16 protein-coding genes are annotated in these 15,416 nt (G+C 52.7%); 10 read left to right on the forward strand and 6 right to left on the reverse strand.

All coding sequences use genetic code 11. From position 1 onward, the window contains the following. Window positions 1–7: 7 nt before the first annotated feature. The 5 genes from IM700_RS01815 (at window position 8) to IM700_RS01835 (ending at window position 6,850) form a co-directional block, all read left to right on the forward strand. Entirely contained in the window at window positions 8–901 is an 894-nt protein-coding gene (locus IM700_RS01815; RefSeq protein ID WP_155606468.1) for a carbohydrate ABC transporter permease, read from the forward strand. A gap of 69 nt (window positions 902–970) precedes the next feature. Further along, window positions 971–2,662 (forward strand): extracellular solute-binding protein, encoded by a 1,692-nt coding sequence (locus tag IM700_RS01820; RefSeq protein ID WP_193415529.1) that lies wholly within the window; start codon window positions 971–973, stop codon window positions 2,660–2,662. 185 nt (window positions 2,663–2,847) lie between these two features. Next, window positions 2,848–3,687, forward strand: a complete 840-nt coding sequence (locus IM700_RS01825) for a response regulator transcription factor (RefSeq protein WP_193415528.1) — start codon at window positions 2,848–2,850, stop codon at window positions 3,685–3,687. Window positions 3,688–3,696: 9 nt separating this feature from the next. Further along, window positions 3,697–5,493 carry a cache domain-containing sensor histidine kinase gene (locus tag IM700_RS01830; RefSeq protein WP_193415833.1) on the forward strand — a complete coding sequence of 599 codons (1,797 nt, stop codon included), beginning with the start codon at window positions 3,697–3,699 and terminating at the stop codon, window positions 5,491–5,493. A 106-nt stretch (window positions 5,494–5,599) separates the two neighbouring features. Then, window positions 5,600–6,850 (forward strand): MDR family MFS transporter, encoded by a 1,251-nt coding sequence (locus tag IM700_RS01835; protein WP_193415527.1) that lies wholly within the window; start codon window positions 5,600–5,602, stop codon window positions 6,848–6,850. Window positions 6,851–6,965: 115 nt separating this feature from the next. Here IM700_RS01835 and IM700_RS01840 read toward each other — a convergent pair whose 3' ends face one another. Genes IM700_RS01840 through IM700_RS01855 form a run of 4 tightly spaced genes read right to left on the reverse strand, consistent with a single transcriptional unit; the run spans window position 6,966 to window position 9,618 of the window. Beyond that, window positions 6,966–7,820 carry an ABC transporter permease gene (locus IM700_RS01840; protein WP_193415526.1) on the reverse strand — a complete coding sequence of 285 codons (855 nt, stop codon included), beginning with the start codon at window positions 7,818–7,820 and terminating at the stop codon, window positions 6,966–6,968. Beyond that, entirely contained in the window at window positions 7,820–8,737 is a 918-nt protein-coding gene (locus tag IM700_RS01845; RefSeq protein ID WP_193415525.1) for an ABC transporter ATP-binding protein, read from the reverse strand. The genes IM700_RS01840 and IM700_RS01845 overlap by 1 nt, the downstream gene beginning before the upstream one ends. 23 nt (window positions 8,738–8,760) lie before the next feature. Continuing rightward, window positions 8,761–9,168 carry a DUF3021 family protein gene (locus IM700_RS01850; RefSeq protein ID WP_155606474.1) on the reverse strand — a complete coding sequence of 136 codons (408 nt, stop codon included), beginning with the start codon at window positions 9,166–9,168 and terminating at the stop codon, window positions 8,761–8,763. A 12-nt stretch (window positions 9,169–9,180) separates the two neighbouring features. Then, entirely contained in the window at window positions 9,181–9,618 is a 438-nt protein-coding gene (locus IM700_RS01855) for a LytTR family DNA-binding domain-containing protein (RefSeq protein ID WP_193415524.1), read from the reverse strand. A 239-nt stretch (window positions 9,619–9,857) separates the two neighbouring features. On the opposite strand from IM700_RS01855, the gene IM700_RS01860 reads away from it, so the two are divergent. The 5 genes from IM700_RS01860 (at window position 9,858) to IM700_RS01880 (ending at window position 13,717) form a co-directional block, all read left to right on the forward strand. Then, window positions 9,858–10,979 carry a LolA family protein gene (locus IM700_RS01860; protein ID WP_193415523.1) on the forward strand — a complete coding sequence of 374 codons (1,122 nt, stop codon included), beginning with the start codon at window positions 9,858–9,860 and terminating at the stop codon, window positions 10,977–10,979. A 216-nt stretch (window positions 10,980–11,195) separates the two neighbouring features. Then, window positions 11,196–12,377: an alanine racemase gene (gene alr, locus IM700_RS01865; RefSeq protein WP_193415522.1), complete on the forward strand. Its 1,182-nt coding sequence runs from the start codon at window positions 11,196–11,198 to the stop codon at window positions 12,375–12,377. Window positions 12,378–12,623: 246 nt separating this feature from the next. Beyond that, the gene (locus tag IM700_RS01870) at window positions 12,624–12,905 is read left to right on the forward strand and encodes a CopG family ribbon-helix-helix protein (RefSeq protein ID WP_018750966.1); all 282 of its coding nucleotides are present in this window, start codon (window positions 12,624–12,626) and stop codon (window positions 12,903–12,905) included. Window positions 12,906–12,908: 3 nt separating this feature from the next. After that, a complete protein-coding gene (locus IM700_RS01875) occupies window positions 12,909–13,259 on the forward strand; it encodes a type II toxin-antitoxin system PemK/MazF family toxin (protein WP_059046614.1) in 351 nt (116 codons plus the stop codon). A 170-nt stretch (window positions 13,260–13,429) separates the two neighbouring features. Continuing rightward, entirely contained in the window at window positions 13,430–13,717 is a 288-nt protein-coding gene (locus IM700_RS01880; protein ID WP_155606477.1) for a hypothetical protein, read from the forward strand. A gap of 79 nt (window positions 13,718–13,796) precedes the next feature. On the opposite strand, the gene IM700_RS01885 is transcribed toward IM700_RS01880, so the two are convergent. Together IM700_RS01885 and IM700_RS01890 are read right to left on the reverse strand one after the other, a co-directional pair. Further along, window positions 13,797–14,606, reverse strand: a complete 810-nt coding sequence (locus IM700_RS01885) for an ABC transporter permease (protein ID WP_193415521.1) — start codon at window positions 14,604–14,606, stop codon at window positions 13,797–13,799. Between the two features lie 4 nt (window positions 14,607–14,610). Further along, entirely contained in the window at window positions 14,611–15,414 is an 804-nt protein-coding gene (locus tag IM700_RS01890; RefSeq protein WP_193415520.1) for an ABC transporter permease, read from the reverse strand. Window positions 15,415–15,416: the final 2 nt, after the last annotated feature.

Raw genomic sequence — 15,416 nt, forward strand, 5'->3', positions numbered from 1 at the left:
GTTCGCGATGTTTAGCAGCAGAGGTGACCGGGTTATGGTTGCTTTCATCTATGTCTTCTTAATCGTCTTTGCTCTCTCCACGTTATATCCGTTCCTGAATGCCATTGCGATCTCGCTGAATGAGGGGTTGGATACCGCTAAAGGCGGGGTTACTCTCTGGCCGCGGGCCTTCACCATGGAAAATTACGAGGTCGTCTTTCAGGACGAACGGTTAATGTCGGGTTTCGTCATCTCCGTACTCCGGACCGTCGTCGGGACTGTCAGTGCGATCTTGGCAACCGCGATCTTCTCCTACGGAATGACGAAACGTGAGCTGATGGGACGTAAGTATTACATGCTGATATGTATCTTTACGATGTATTTTTCCGGCGGGTTGATTCCGACCTTTCTGCTCATTCGTAACTTAGGGATGTTCAACTCGTTTTGGGTTTATATTATTCCTTCGCTGATCGGGGTGTGGAACATGATCATCTTCCGTACCTTCTTCCAGGGGCTACCCCAAGGGTTAGAGGAATCGGCCAAGATCGATGGCTGCGGGAATTGGGGCACCCTGTTCCGCATTGTGTTGCCGTTGTCGGGTCCGGTTATCGCAACGCTGTCGCTGTTTACGGCAGTTGGACACTGGAACGAGTGGTTTGTGGCCAGCATCTACATTTCGAAGGAGGAGCTGCTGCCGATTCAGACCATTCTCAAGCAAATTCTTGCTTCCAATATCGTCTCCGAGCAGACGGCCAATTTGGACGCAGCGGCGCAGGCCCATATGGCGCAGGCCAAAACCGTCACCAGCAAATCGCTCTCGATGGCAACGATGATGGTGGCAACGCTCCCGATCGTCCTGGTGTATCCATTCGTGCAGAAGTATTTTGTCAAAGGGGTTCTGGTGGGTTCCTTGAAGGAGTAGCCATGGGGTTTGGAGCAAATGGTTTTGCTTTGAACATAAAAATGTAAGTAGAAAGGGGATAACAGTCGCATGCAAAAGAGGGGAATACGGTTAAGCCGAATGATGGTTATTTTCCTGGTGATCGCCTTGTTTATCGCGGGATGCTCCGGCGGCGGGGGGAACAACGGAAATGGCGGCAATACCGCCGAGGCGCCGAAGGAGAACAGCGGCAATGAGAAGAACAACCAAGCCGAATCTGCTGAACCGCAGCTTTACGAGCTTGGCAAGGAGCCGCTGGAATTTACGTTATACGGCAACTACGATTGGTACACCATGCCGAAATGGGGCGCCGATGAGACCACCACCTGGGTCAAGGAGAACAAGAAGGTGAACATCACGGAAATCCCGAACGGCGGAAATACGGTTCAAAAGCTGAATACGATGATCGCCTCGGGAGATTTGCCGGACGTGATTTGGGGCGAGCGGGGAGCCGATGTCGAGCGGTTGCGTGAAGCAGGGCTGCTGGTCCCCTTGGATGATTACATCGAGAAGTATCCGAATCTGAAGAAGTGGCTGGATCCGAAAGCGCTGAATATGCTGCGATCCCCCGACGGCAAGCTGTACCAGTTCCCGAACTGGTATACGAACCGTCCGAACGGCAATGCCGGGTGGGTCGTGAACAAGAAGATTTATACGGAGCTGGGTTCGCCCAAGCTGGAAACGACTGATGATTTGTACGCCTACTTAAAGCTCGTGAAGGAGAAATATCCGGACGTGATTCCGCTGGAGACGGATCTGGCCAGCGAAGGCCACGGCCTGGATCAAATCTACTCCGCGTTTAAAGAGAACAATTTAAGCTTTCCGCGTTATTTTGCCGTTCCGAGCGGGGATAAGATGACTTCGATTTATAAGGATGAGGCTTACCGTGAATCGGTGGTGTACGCGGCGAAGCTGTTCCGCGAGAAGCTGATGACGCAGGATGCGATGACGCAAACGCGGGATCAGGTGCAGGAGAAGTTGATGAACGGCCGAGTGGCGGTATATACTTCCTCTAACCCGACCTTATATGCAATGCAGGCCCATGCGGCTTTAACCCAGAAGGATCCGGACGCCGGCTACATCATGATCTGGCCGATCCACAAGGAAGGTCTGGACAAAAACAAAACGTATCCCGGCACCTATAATATGCTTGGCTGGAACGCCGCTGTGATTACGACCGGCGCCAAAGATCCGGAGGCGATCTTCGCTTTCCTGGATTGGTGGACCGGTCCGGAAGGGATGACCTTGCAGATGTGGGGTGTCGAGGGCGAGTTCTGGCAGGGACGTGAAGCCGACGGCATCACGCCGAAGTTTACGGAGAACTATACGAAGGACAAAGAGAAGCTCGCGGACTACCAAGCGAAGATGGACCCGTTAATGTGGGTCGGCAATACCGTATACGTCGACGACATCAAGGGGAAATTCGAAGCAACGCTGCCGGAGAACGAGCGAAACTGGTCGACCTATTGGCAGTATGAAATCACGTGGAAAACCCAAGGGGATGCGACCGAGTTTATCAACTTGTTCCCGCTGCCGGATACAGAGGAGGGAATCACCTTCCAAAGCGGCAAAGACATTTGGCAGAAAGCGAGAGCTCAAGCCCTGTACGCGAAGACAGATGAGGAGGCGCTGGCGATTCTGGACAAAGCACATGACGATACGATGTCCATCGGGTTCGAGAAGCTGCTGGATTATTACACTCAGCGCTGGCATGAAAACTTGAAGATGATCCAGGGCAACTAGGGAGAGGAAGCAGGACATACGAAGAGGGGACCCGTTTTTTTCGGGCTCCCCTTTCTTGCATCGCGCCGAACATCCGTAAACGCCTGCTGTTATTAGAGGATATTCTCCGTTCTCAACCGCCGGGGGGGACGGGTATACTTAGGGATAAACCGAACTTCCGCAAGGGGAAAAGGGGGCAGACGATCTTGTATAAGGTATTGCTTGCCGATGACGAGCATCTCGACCTGGAGGGCATGAGGACGTTTATTCCCTGGTCCGAGCTGGGGATGGAGGTCGTAGGCGCCGTAAGCAACGGCTTCTCGGCCTGTGAGCTGATGGAACGGCAGTCCGTCGATATTCTGGTGACAGACGTCAATATGCCGAATATGTCGGGACTGGAGCTGGCGCGGCGAGCGCTGGATCGAAAGCCGGACGTCCGCGTCGTGTTCGTCAGCGGGCACCAGGACTTCCACTTTGTAAAGCAAGCGCTTTCGTTGAAGGCATGCAGCTATGTGCTGAAACCGATGGACGACGAAGAGCTGGTCGCCTCGCTGCGGCAAATCACCCTTGAGCTAGAGTACGAGGCGAATCGCAAACGGACGGAGGAACAGTTCCTTCAAATGATGCAAGCTTTGGGAGCACAGGACGGCAGAAAGTCAGAGGACGCCCGGGATCGGCACATCGAACCGGAGCCTTCGGAGCTATCGGACCTGAGGAACATGCCGGGCAGCAGCCGGTTGATCAAGGAAATCGTGGCCACCATGCAGGCGCGTCTCCACGAGAACCTCACTTTGAAGCAAATCGCCCAGCAGTTTGCTTTTTCCCCCAATTATTTGGGACACCTCTTTAAAGAAGAAACCGGCCAAGGCTTCAGCGAAATGCTGACCGAGCTTCGGATGAAGCGGGCGCGTGAGCTGCTAAGGGATCCCAAGGTGAAAATCTATGAGGTCGCCGGTCAGGTCGGGTATCGCTATATGCCTTATTTTAGCCGGCAATTTAAAGAAACCTTCGGGATGACGCCGATGGAATTCCGCAAACGGGAGTGAGCCGCCTTGATGAAGATTCTCCGCGTTTCGCCAAACCGGTCGCCCCGTTACCTACCGTTCGGCTACAAGCTGATGTTGACCTACCTCGTTTTTATCCTGATTCCGGTGCTCGCCATCGGTTATTTCTCCCACACCCTTTATCAGGAATCCATCCGCAAGCAAACCCGCAGCACTATTCAAGGCACGCTGTTGCAAATCCGCGATAACATGGAATACAAAATGGCGGATGTGGAGCGCGTTTCCTCCATGCTATACCATGACTATACACTGGTGAGGCAACTGCGCAGCTATGAGGAAGGCTGGAGCAGCTATGAACGCACGACAACGGTACTCCAACCGAAGCTCCATATCGCCATGAATGCGACCGGTCTGAATTTGGCCATGTACGTGTTCCTTGAGAACGATACGCTGCCCGAAGTGTATCACGGTTCATTCCTACATGAGAACCCGGATGCGCTCGAGGGGCAATACAACATCTATCATCTTCGGAGGATTCAGGACAAACCGTGGGTTCTGGAGTTTCCGGAAGAGGAGTACGGAGAAACGCTCGTTTGGCGCGAGGTAGAGAGGGACATGGAGTATGGCCGAATTTCGCTGCTGCGCCGGCTGGTCGACAGCGATAAGCCGCTCGATTTGCAGGTAATCGGCTTCTTGCGACTGAGCGTGCGAAGCGGCGAGTTGTTCGAAGCACTGGACTACCGCAAAATCGGCGAGGGCAGCCAATTGCTGATTCAAGATGGGGCGGGGAAGACGTTATACGAATCCGGCGGGATCGAAGAGACCGGCGTTGCCGGAAGTCGGGGGGAATCGGCAGAGTTTTTAACGATCCGCGAGGAGGTCGCAGGTCCGGGATGGGTACTCACGGCCCGGGTTCCGCTTACGATCATGGAACAGGACTCGACGAAGGTACGTTGGTTCGTGACCCTGATCTGCGTGTTGTGCTTGATCGTGTTTACGTTTGCCGGGATGTTCATTTCCCGTTATTTTTCGATCCGGGTAACCAAAATCGTGTCGGTTCTGAATGCCTTCCGGGAAGGGGATCTCCATAAACGGATGCGCTACCGGGGGAAAGACGAGTTTTCCCAGATCGCCTCTGCCCTAAACGAGATGGGGCACAATATCGAACGGCTGATTGAGCAGGTCTATCTGTCCCAATTGGAGAAGAAGGAAGCCGAACTGGAGACGCTGCAGGCGCAGATCAACCCGCATTTCCTCTATAATACGCTGTCCTCGATCAGCCGGCTCGCCAAGTTCGGGGAGATTGACAAGCTGCAGCGCATGGTGCTTGATCTGGCGAAGTTCTACCGCTTGTCGCTTAGCGACGGGCGGACCATCATTCCGATTCGCAGCGAGCTGGCCCAGGCGGAGGCTTACATCAATATCCAGCGAACGAAATTCGGGGAGGCGGTGTCCTTTGGTTTCGAGGTCGACCCGGCGATCCTGTCTTTTTCCACGGTCAAGCTAGTCCTGCAGCCGTTTATCGAAAACGTGTTGGAGCATGCCTGGTTCGGCGATCCGATTCACGTCCGGGTTCAAGGTTATGCGAAAGGGCGGGAAGTTTGCTTCAAAATCATCGACGATGGGATCGGCATGCCGCAAGATCGGCTTCGGCAAATTTTCGACTCGGCACCCGGGGCGGAGGCCGGGTTTGGCATACGCAACGTACATAGCCGCATTCAGTTGCATTTCGGCACGGAGTATGGGGTGAAGATGTTTAGCCGTCCCGGGATCGGCACGACAGTGTTGATCCGGTTCCCGGCAATCCCTTCAGTCGGGGGGGATCCAGGGGGATTCGCGGGTCTTTGAAATGTCAGGCAACACGGAGCCTGTCAAGCCTTGACAATTATTTACTTCGCGGGTTTAATAGGGAGATAGTTTTGTACAACTCGTGAACAAAGAAGGCGAAAACCGTATGAACGCACATCTCAGAAATATTCACCCTTTATCGTGGACCATCATCGTGGGGACCATATTTGGACGTATGGCTTCGTCCATGAGCATTCCGTTCTTATCCATCTATCTCATCAAGTCCCTTGGAGCGTCCCCGTCCGAAACTGGGATCGTCGTTGCGGTCAGCTCGCTGATCGGGGTGTTCGCCAGCTTTTACGGAGGGTATATCTCGGACGTTATCGGACGCAAGAGAGTGCTGTACATTTCCATTTTCGGCTGGGTGCTGGTGTTCATTGGCTTTGGCTTGGCGAATCAAGTGTGGCTCTTTTTTATTATGAATGCCTTAAACGGATTGTGCCGTGCGTTGTTCGAACCGACCTCCCGGGCATTGTTGGCTGATATCACGCCACAGGAAAGCAAGATGCTGGTATTTAATCTGCGTTACGCAGCGATTAATCTTGGCGTAGTCGTCGGACCGATCCTAGGTTTGCAAATGGGGGCTTCAGATTCGGGAATTGCTTTCTATTTCGCCGGTCTCGTCTATCTGGTGTATGGGCTGGTTTTGGTATTCCAGTTTATGCTGCATAAGGAGATCGGAACCGCGGGTCATGGAGCGGGAGAGCGCCTGTCCCTGAAGGGTGCGATGCAGGTGACCGGACAGGACCGGACCTTCTTGTATGTGCTGGTCGGTATGATTTTCTGCGTGCTTGGGTACGGACATTTCAGCTCGACGTTAGCGCAATACTTAGAGATGACGCCAAGTATCCAGGACGGGGCCAAGCTGTTTGGCTACATGCTGTCACTGAACGCGGTTGTCGTCCTGGTGGTACAGTTCCCGATCGTCAAGTTCGCCGGCCGCTTCACGCCGGTTGTGCCGCTGATTGCGGGTAATCTGTTCGTCTCCGGCAGCCTGCTGCTGTTCGGCTCGGTTCACGCGATCTGGGCGTTCCTGCTAGGCGTCGTCATCTTTACGATCGGCGAGGTGCTGATGTTTACGATGACTGACGTGCTCGTCGACCGCATTGCCCCGGCATCGCTACGCGGTACGTATTTCGGCATGTTTGGCTTTAACCAATTAGGCAACGTGCTCGCGCCGTTGTTGGGCGGCTTTCTGTTGGATGCCTTCGGTGCCCCAAAGTCCCTGATCATCTTTGGGATCATCGCGTTGACGGCCGCCTTCGGCGTGCCGTTCCTGCTGCTGGCGAAACGCCATTTAACCGCGCGAGAAGCGGCGGCTGGGAATGGGGAGGCGCAGGCGGGGGTGTCGGGTTGATAAGGTAATCAACCCACTGGATTTTCTACCGTTAATAGGGTTCATCAACAATAGCTAAGTCAGGGCACACCAAATAACCGGATCGGGCGATTCACGCCCGGTCCGGTCTTTTGTTTTATTTGCTTTTACGCGACAAACTCAGTAAGGACAAGCCGAAGAACAACACTGTAGTCGCCAGCAAAATGACGATGCTTAACCAGGACTCGACCTGGTAGGAGCCAAAATGATAGACGACGCCCATACTTTCCGTGAACTCCGTCAGTGCCTCGGCGGGTGCCCCGTTGAAGGACACTTCCATCGGATGTTCCAGCATGACGTTGCGAATCAGCACCCCGGCATGGGAGATCGGGAAAATCTTAATGACCCATTGCACCGCCTCGGGCAGGCTGCCCATCGGCACGTAGATGCCGGTTAGGAAACCGATCAGCGTCCCGATCACCGTGCTGGCTGCCGAGAAGGCGTTCTGACTGCGCAGGAACGTGGTGATGAAGAAGACGATCGAGCTGCTGGCGAGCACGGATAACACGATGAGTCCAAGCACCTTCAGGATACTGAGCAGCGGCAGTAACTCCCCGTCCAGCATCAGGATGTACAACTCCCCAAGGATAAACGTGACTACGCTCATGATGACGCCCACGGAGCAAGCGCTGAGAATATAACCGCCGGTTAGCCGGCTTCTGCGGAGGGGAGAAGTCGTAAAATCCTTGAGGATCTTACGCGAGCGGTCTTCGACCATGATTCCGAAAGCCCCCATGGTTGAAGTAACGGAGGTGACGGCCAGGATTCCGGCCAGTACCCAACTATTAATCAGAACAGACGCCCCTTCGATCACCGGCAGACTGTTTGCGATGGTGTCGCCAAGGAAGACGACATAGAGTCCGAGAATGATGAACACGGCCAGCAAGGAAAACAATACGGCGGCGCGGTCCCTAAAAAAGATTTTCAAATTTCGGTTTGCGATGCTTAACATCAGCTTCTGACCTCCGTTCCCGTCAGGTTAATAAAGACGTCGTCCATCGTTCCGTTGACGATTTCCAGGTTGGCGATATTGTCCCGGCACCGGTCCAGGATCCCGAGCGCTTCTAGGGTAGAATTTAGCGCAATACGGTAGATACCTGCGGCATCCCGTTCGAAGGCAAGGCCCAATTCCTCTAGCAGGGCAGTCAACTTGCCGTCATCCGCCGGCTTAATTCTCAGCATGTCCGAAGCATACCGGTTCTTAAGTTCCAGCGGCGTACCTTGAGCCAACACTTCGCCATGGTCGATGATCGTGATGTAGTCGGCTTGAGCGGCTTCCTCCATATAATGGGTGGTCAGGAATACCGTCATGCCCTGTTCTCGCTGCAGCTTGAGGACCATTTCCCACACTCTCTTGCGCGTTTGCGGATCCAATCCGGTTGTTGGCTCATCCAGAAACAGCACTTTTGGCGTATGGATTAACGCCCGTGCGATGTCTGCCCGCCGACGCTGCCCGCCGGACAGCTTACCGTAGGGACGCTTTAGAAATTCGAAGACACCCGCCGTCTCTGCCGCGACTTCGATCGCCGCTTGGAGTTCCGAACGAGACCGCCCGTAGAATCGGCCCCGGATCTGCAAATTTTCCTCGACCGTAAGCAGTGGATCCAGCAGGCTGTCCTGGAACACGATCCCGATGGAAGAACGAATCCGGTCATCGTCCAGTCCCAAGCGATACCCGTCGATGATCACCTCGCCGGCGTCCGGCTGAAGCTGGGTGGATATGATGTCGATCGTCGTTGATTTACCTGCTCCGTTAGGACCCAGAAAAGCAAACAAACTTCCTTCCTTCACTGTAAAATCCACTTTCTTCACGGCCTCCAGCGAACCAAATGATTTCTTTAGGCCGGTGACCTCAATGATATTACCCATGGGTTATTCCCCTCCGACTTCAACTATTTGTTATGTTTGGATTGAATCTGCTGATTAATTTTATCCGCATCCACGCGGTCCTTGATGATCAGAACGCCGTATACGGCAAAATACACCACCACCGACATGCCGCTGATCACCGCGAAATTGGGCCAATCCATCGGAAATACGTGAAATAGCCACCCGATGGCAAATACCGAAAACAACACGGTCACGATATCAACAAGGATGGATGGCCACAGGCTCTTCCAGGGGATGCGATCGGTAAGCGTCATTAAGAAGGTGATGCATGTCGTCATAGCAAAAATCTGCAAGGCAATCAGGGTCGTTAAGGAAGGGAGCAGATCCAGCAGTGACAAACCTGAGAAAATCAAAATAACGAACGTAAACGAGATGCAATCGATCGTGAAGTAGGTTTTAAATTGGGTCATCCTTCAGCCCTCCTAAAAATTGAATTTTTCCTTAAATCCCTGCACGTAATGGCGATTAATGACCAGCTTCTCCCCGTTTTGGAGGCGAGCCTCGAAACGCCCGTTAATTAGGGCTCTCACGCTGGATAACTTCGCAATATTCATAATGCAGCTTTTGCTGATCCGAACGAAATCGGCTTTAGCTAGCTGCTGCTCCAGCTCGTAAAGCTTCAGGCTGCAATCGTAGACGTCCTTCTCGCAATAAGCAAAAGTCTTGTCGTCGATCGATTCGAAGTAGAAGATATCTTCCGGTCGCAGGGGATGGACGGAACCGTCCTTTTTGCCCATGATGGAAAAACCATACAGCCGTATCTGGGCGATCAGTTTCTCCAAATCGGCGTCGATCATCTGGCATTTGATCGTAATTTCTACGTCCTCGTGGTCGAGGGATTGTTCAATAATCAATTTCAAAGGTTTCACTCCTCGGGGTTCGGGGTAAGCCACATCCGCTGTGAAATGAGTTGGTGAGTTAACCATAGCACGCTGTTTTTTGCATACGCAATACCGTAATCGGTAAACTGCATTTGCGGCAGGGTAACCTGCATTCGGCAACTTGTCTTCGCCCTGCTGGGGCTAGTCTGCATAATCGGCCAAGTTCCCTCATAGACATGTATCAGTTTAGGAAATCAAACTGCAGAGGGGATGATCTCATGCGCCGTTTCACGTGGATGCTGACCATTGTGATAGCCTTAAGCTTCGTGCTGGCTGCATGCGGGAAAAAGGACGCCGATGGCGTCGTCAAGGATTTGGACAAAGTGGTTGCCCAGTTGGAGAGTTATCAAGGTTCAGGCACGATGACGCTTTATACGGGTGACAAGCCTCAGGAGTACAAGGTGGAAGTTTGGTATCAAAACCCGTCGTTCTACCGGATCGCACTCACGAATGCACAGAAGGACGTCACACAAATCGTGCTCCGCAATGAACAAGGAGTGTTCGTGCTGACGCCAAGCCTGAACAAGAGCTTCCGCTTCCAAAGCGACTGGCCGGAGAACCAAGGTCAGGTGTATCTGTACCAAACGCTGGCTCGCAGCATTTTGAGCGACAGTTCGCGGCAATTCGAAAGCGATAAGGAGAACTACATCTTCGAAGTCGCGGCCAATTACAACACCCATGCCTTAGTGCGGCAAAAAATCTGGCTGGCCAAAGATGACTATGCGCCGAAGCAAGTGCAGGTATCCGATGCCGAGGCGAAAGTCGTCGTCGAAGTGAAATTCGATAAATTCGACTTCGATGCCAAGTTCGACAAGAACTCGTTTGACATGCAGCACAATCTGGATACGGCGGCTCAGGATTCTCAAGGCACGCTGCTGGAAGTCGATGAGAACGGCATGCTCGTGGAGAAGACGCCAACTGAGGAGGGCGCAGGCGCTAACGGCGATGCCGCGTCCAGCGAAGCGGATGGCGCGAAAACTCCGGCTACACCGGCTTTAACCGAACCTTTTGGCGTGATTATCCCGACTTATCTGCCGGAAGGGGTCTTGTACCAGGATGACAAAGCCGTGGAAGGTGCCGATCGCACGACCGTCATGCTGCGTTATGATGGTACATATCAATTTACGCTATCGGAGACGCGTTCCCCGGACCGCACCGCTTCGCTCGTACCGGGCGAACTGGTCGACATGGGCTTTACGTGGGGACTTCTGACCGGCGATGCGCTGCGGACCCTCACCTGGACCGTGGACGGGCTGGAATTCCGGATTACCAGCGAGAATTTGCCGGTGACCGAAATGGTTAAAGTCGCCGCATCGATGCAGGACCAAACCGGTAAATAAAATCAGAACAGGCGGATTGCGGCTGCGCCGGCGGGAGACTTCTCCCACCGGCCCCGACGATTCGCTTCTTTATTCTATAGCGAGGTTGTAACTGAAAACGGCCCTTCTTTCGCAATTGGGTTCTTTTGCAGAATTGACAGTCGCATCCATGAACATTACCATTAGGTTATTGCTCAGATATTTGAACTCTCAATCTTTGGAGAAGGTGACCCGAAAGTGCAAGTGATGTATCGACCTACCCGTGCGGAAATTGATTTGGACGCGCTGCGCAGCAATTTCGAGGAATTGCGAAGAAGACAACCGGCGGACATGAAAATGCTGGCATGTGTGAAAGCTAATGCTTATGGGCACGGCGCCGTGCTCGTAGCGAAGGAGTTGGAACGGATCGGCGCGGATTACCTCAGCGTCGCGTTCCTGGATGAAGCGCTGGAGCTCCGGAAAGCCGGTGTAAAGCTGCCGATTCTGGTGCTCGGGTATACGCCGCCCCACGGGGTTCGCGCCGCGTGGGAGCAAGATATCACGCTGAACGTATTCAGCATGGAAGTGCTGGAGGCGATCGAAGCGCTGCATCCCGACGAATTCCCGCATAAGCTGAAAGTCCATATCAAGATCGATTCCGGCATGGGCCGCGTCGGACTGCTGCCCGGAGAAGAAGCGGTCGCCTTCATACGCAAGGCCACGCAAGCGCCGCAGGTGGAAGTGGAAGGCCTGTTCACTCATTATTCCACGGCGGACGAGGAAGACAAAAGCTATACATTGGAACAATTTCGCCGGTTTCAGGGTGTGGTGGACGCGCTGCGGGAACATGAAATTCGTATCCCGATCATACATACGGGGAACAGCGCAATCGCCATCGATATGCCGGAACTGTCAGTACAAATGGTTCGCATCGGCATCGCTTTGTACGGCTTGTATCCGTCCGACGAGGTCCGCCGCGATCAAGTGCGGCTCACCCCGGTTTTATCCTTGAAAACCGAAACGGTACGGGTCAAGACGCTGCCGCCTCATTCCGCCATCAGCTATGGAGCGAAATACGTCACCCAGCAGGAGGAGCGCATTGCCACCCTCCCGATCGGGTATGCCGACGGATATTCGCGATTGCTGAACGGCAAAGCACAAGTACTGATACGCGGCCGCCGCGTTCCTGTAGCAGGCGTTATTTGTATGGACCAATGTATGGTATCGCTTCAAGCTTTGGCTGAGGAAGCCGAAGAAATTCAAGCCGGCGAAGAGGTTGTACTCATCGGCCGGCAAGCCGGCGAGGAAATTACCGCCGGGGAGCTGGCTTCCGCCATGGGAACGATCCATTACGAGTTGATCTGCATGCTGGCCCACCGAGTGCCCCGGGTATACAGACGGAAGGGTGAACCTGACGTATTGCTAAACCCGCTGCTGTGACAGAATGGAGCGGCAGACAAAATTCTACAAAACTTTTTCCTGAGGGAAGGAATTTATGCCGAGTCTATCGAATACTAAACATGGAAATGATCAGGTATGTACGGCACGAGCGTTTTTGTTTATAATGAAATGCAGCATACTTGATATACTATCGGCATATATTTCTTTTGTATAAATTTCCTTGAATAATGCTATACTGATATCAGGAAACAGGGTCGAGTAGGTTTTGGGGGTGGAAGTTTTAAGATGGCCAATATGCACAACACCAAAAGAATTATGATCAGTTTGCCGGATCATCTTTTGCAGGAAGTCGATGGAATCGTCGCGATGGAGAATTCCAACCGCAGCGAGTTGATCAGGCAGGCCATGAAGCTGTATCTGAACGAGCGGAAGAAACGATTCATCCGGGAATCGATGCAGCGCGGCTATATGGAGATGGCAAAAATCAATTTGTCCATGGCCTCCGAAGCGTTCCACGCGGAAGAAGATGCAGACATCACTCTGGACCGCCTAGTAAGCGGGGTGTAAACATTGATCGTAAAGCGCGGCGACGTTTTTTTTGCAGACCTCTCTCCTGTGGTAGGATCAGAGCAGGGTGGGGTCAGACCGGTGCTTATCATCCAGAATGATATCGGAAATCGATTCAGCCCAACGGCTATTGTTGCCGCTATTACGGCGCAAATCCAAAAGGCGAAATTGCCAACCCATGTTGAGATTGACGCGGCTACGCACGGATTTGATAGGGATTCCGTCATCTTGCTGGAGCAAATTCGAACGATCGACAAACAAAGATTAACGGATAAAATTACGCATTTGGACGATGAGACGATGAAGAAAGTGAATGATTCGCTGCTCATCAGTCTCGGTTTAATCGATTTTTGAGTTTCTTTAACTAATGCGTTTTCAGATTGCTTCAAACGCTCTGGACTTTGCTCCGGGGCGTTTTTTGTTTTGCCGATAATTTTGATAAAAGAATCTTATGATTTTGCTATTTCGATCGGAGGCAATTCGAGTACGATGAGAGTAATCACGGATAAAGGAGAGGTTGCCGTTTGAACGCTCAATATGAAATCTATGACGATCCCTTTAAAATGTTGATTTTGTTGGCGACATTCGTGGCGGAGCAGCAAGGCAGCAAGCTGGATTACGAAAATGTAGCATCTTTCGAAAACGACAAGTTTTCGCTTGCGAACGGCCGGTTCCTGTATAAGAAGGATCAGGTCGAGATCACCTGGTACCAGTTCCTGGGTCGCGATATCCAGTGTAACAAGGACCTGACCCGGCAGGAGTACAACCGAATGTTCGTGGATTGCATGGCATCGGTGTACGGGGTGAGCTGAGCGTCAACAAGAAGAGGAGGCTCCAAGGAATTTGATAGGCATTGCTCCCTTGCATGAGCAAGGGAAGCAATGCCTGTTTTTAGTTCCCCACACTTTCGTATTTCGTAAGTCCGATACGTAAAATCAGCAGGGCTAGGAAGACGAAATAGACAGCGACCAGCGGGCCGAGCCAACCCCAGTAACTCCAGGGAGCCTTGCTGAATATGGCGGCCGCCGGAAAGAAGCTGACGAACGCAAACGGCACGACAAGCGAAATAAAAAGCTGCAGGCCTTGTGAAAAAATGGTGATCGGATATTTGGCGAACTCGCCGAGATTGTGGATCATGATCGGGAAGGCGTTCCCGCTGCTGCGAATCCAGAAACCCGAGCAGTTTGCCGCCAGATTGATGGCGACCCGAGTCGTCATTGCGGAAACGAAAAGCAGGAAAGCCATAGCCACATGTTGCGCGCTCCAAGCGATATCCATACGAGTTAACGACATGACGATAATACTCCCGCCGATCACAATGTTGCCAAGTCCGTTCATCCCGATTCCCGTGCAGAAAATTTGCAGCACAAGCGAAACCGGCCGAACGAGATAACGATCCAGCTCTCCCATATTGATCAGCCGCAGCATCCGCCAGGTACCTTCGAAAAACAGCGACCCGACGCCCTCTGACACATAAATCGCGGCGTACATAAAAGCTACTTCCCACAGCCCCCAGCCTTGAATATCCGGGATGCGGGAGAACACCACCCACAGGAATAAAAAGCCGGTGATTTGGGTCAGCGCCGCGGATCCCACCATGATATAGAAGTCTGCAGAGTATTCCATCATCGCCTTAAGCTGTTGGCTGTAAAGCCGCCAGTATAGATATAAAATCCGCCAAGGCGTATTTCTGATTTTCATGACCTTATCCTCCGTGAATCGTAATTTGCCGGATGGCCCGGGACCACAGCATCTTGCCTAACAGCCAGAGCAAGACGATCCAGCCCAGCTGTATTGCGATCAGTTCCAGCGCTTCGAAGCTCCCCCTCATCCCGAGGCCGATCATGACCGGCGTGTTCACAATCCCCTGGAAAGGCAGTACCATGGCGAAGGATTGCAGCCAGCCTGGAAAGAATGCCAGCGGCACGAGCGCGCCGGATAGCAGGTTGGTAATGGAGACTCTGGCCCAATAAATGCCGAAACCGCTGGTGGTCCAAAAGCAGAGCAAAGCAGACAAATAGACGATACAAAATTTCAACAGAATGGAGGAAAGCAGGCTTAAGGCAAACAGTGTAAGAGTCCAAACGTCATGCGGCAAGGTAATGCCGAAGGTGAATATCGCCGCAAGTCCAATCAGGATGCAGCTCAACAGCCCTTCCAACACGCAGGAGCCAAGGGTTTCCGCGAGTCTGGCTTTTTGGAATTGAATCGGACGCAGCAGGTCCATCATCACGCTGCCGTCGATGATTTTATTTGTAATACTCGATTCGGAGTAATAGGACAGCATCGAGTTTACGAAGAACGTGACCAGCAAGTAAGCTTGCATCTGCTCCCATGTAAAGCCGGAGAGCTGATCCCTGCCGATATAAACGGCCTGCCAGAGAAAGTACATTGCAATTAACCCGATAAAGCCGGATAAGAAATTTAAAGTGAATGAGAGCCGGTAAGCCAGTGTGTTTTGCATGGAACAAAGTGCAAGTGTGATATATTTCTTGAAGGCCGGTGCCATAG

Source organism: Paenibacillus rhizolycopersici, assembly GCF_014947195.2.
GTDB classification, from domain to species: Bacteria; Bacillota; Bacilli; order Paenibacillales; family Paenibacillaceae; genus Fontibacillus; species Fontibacillus rhizolycopersici.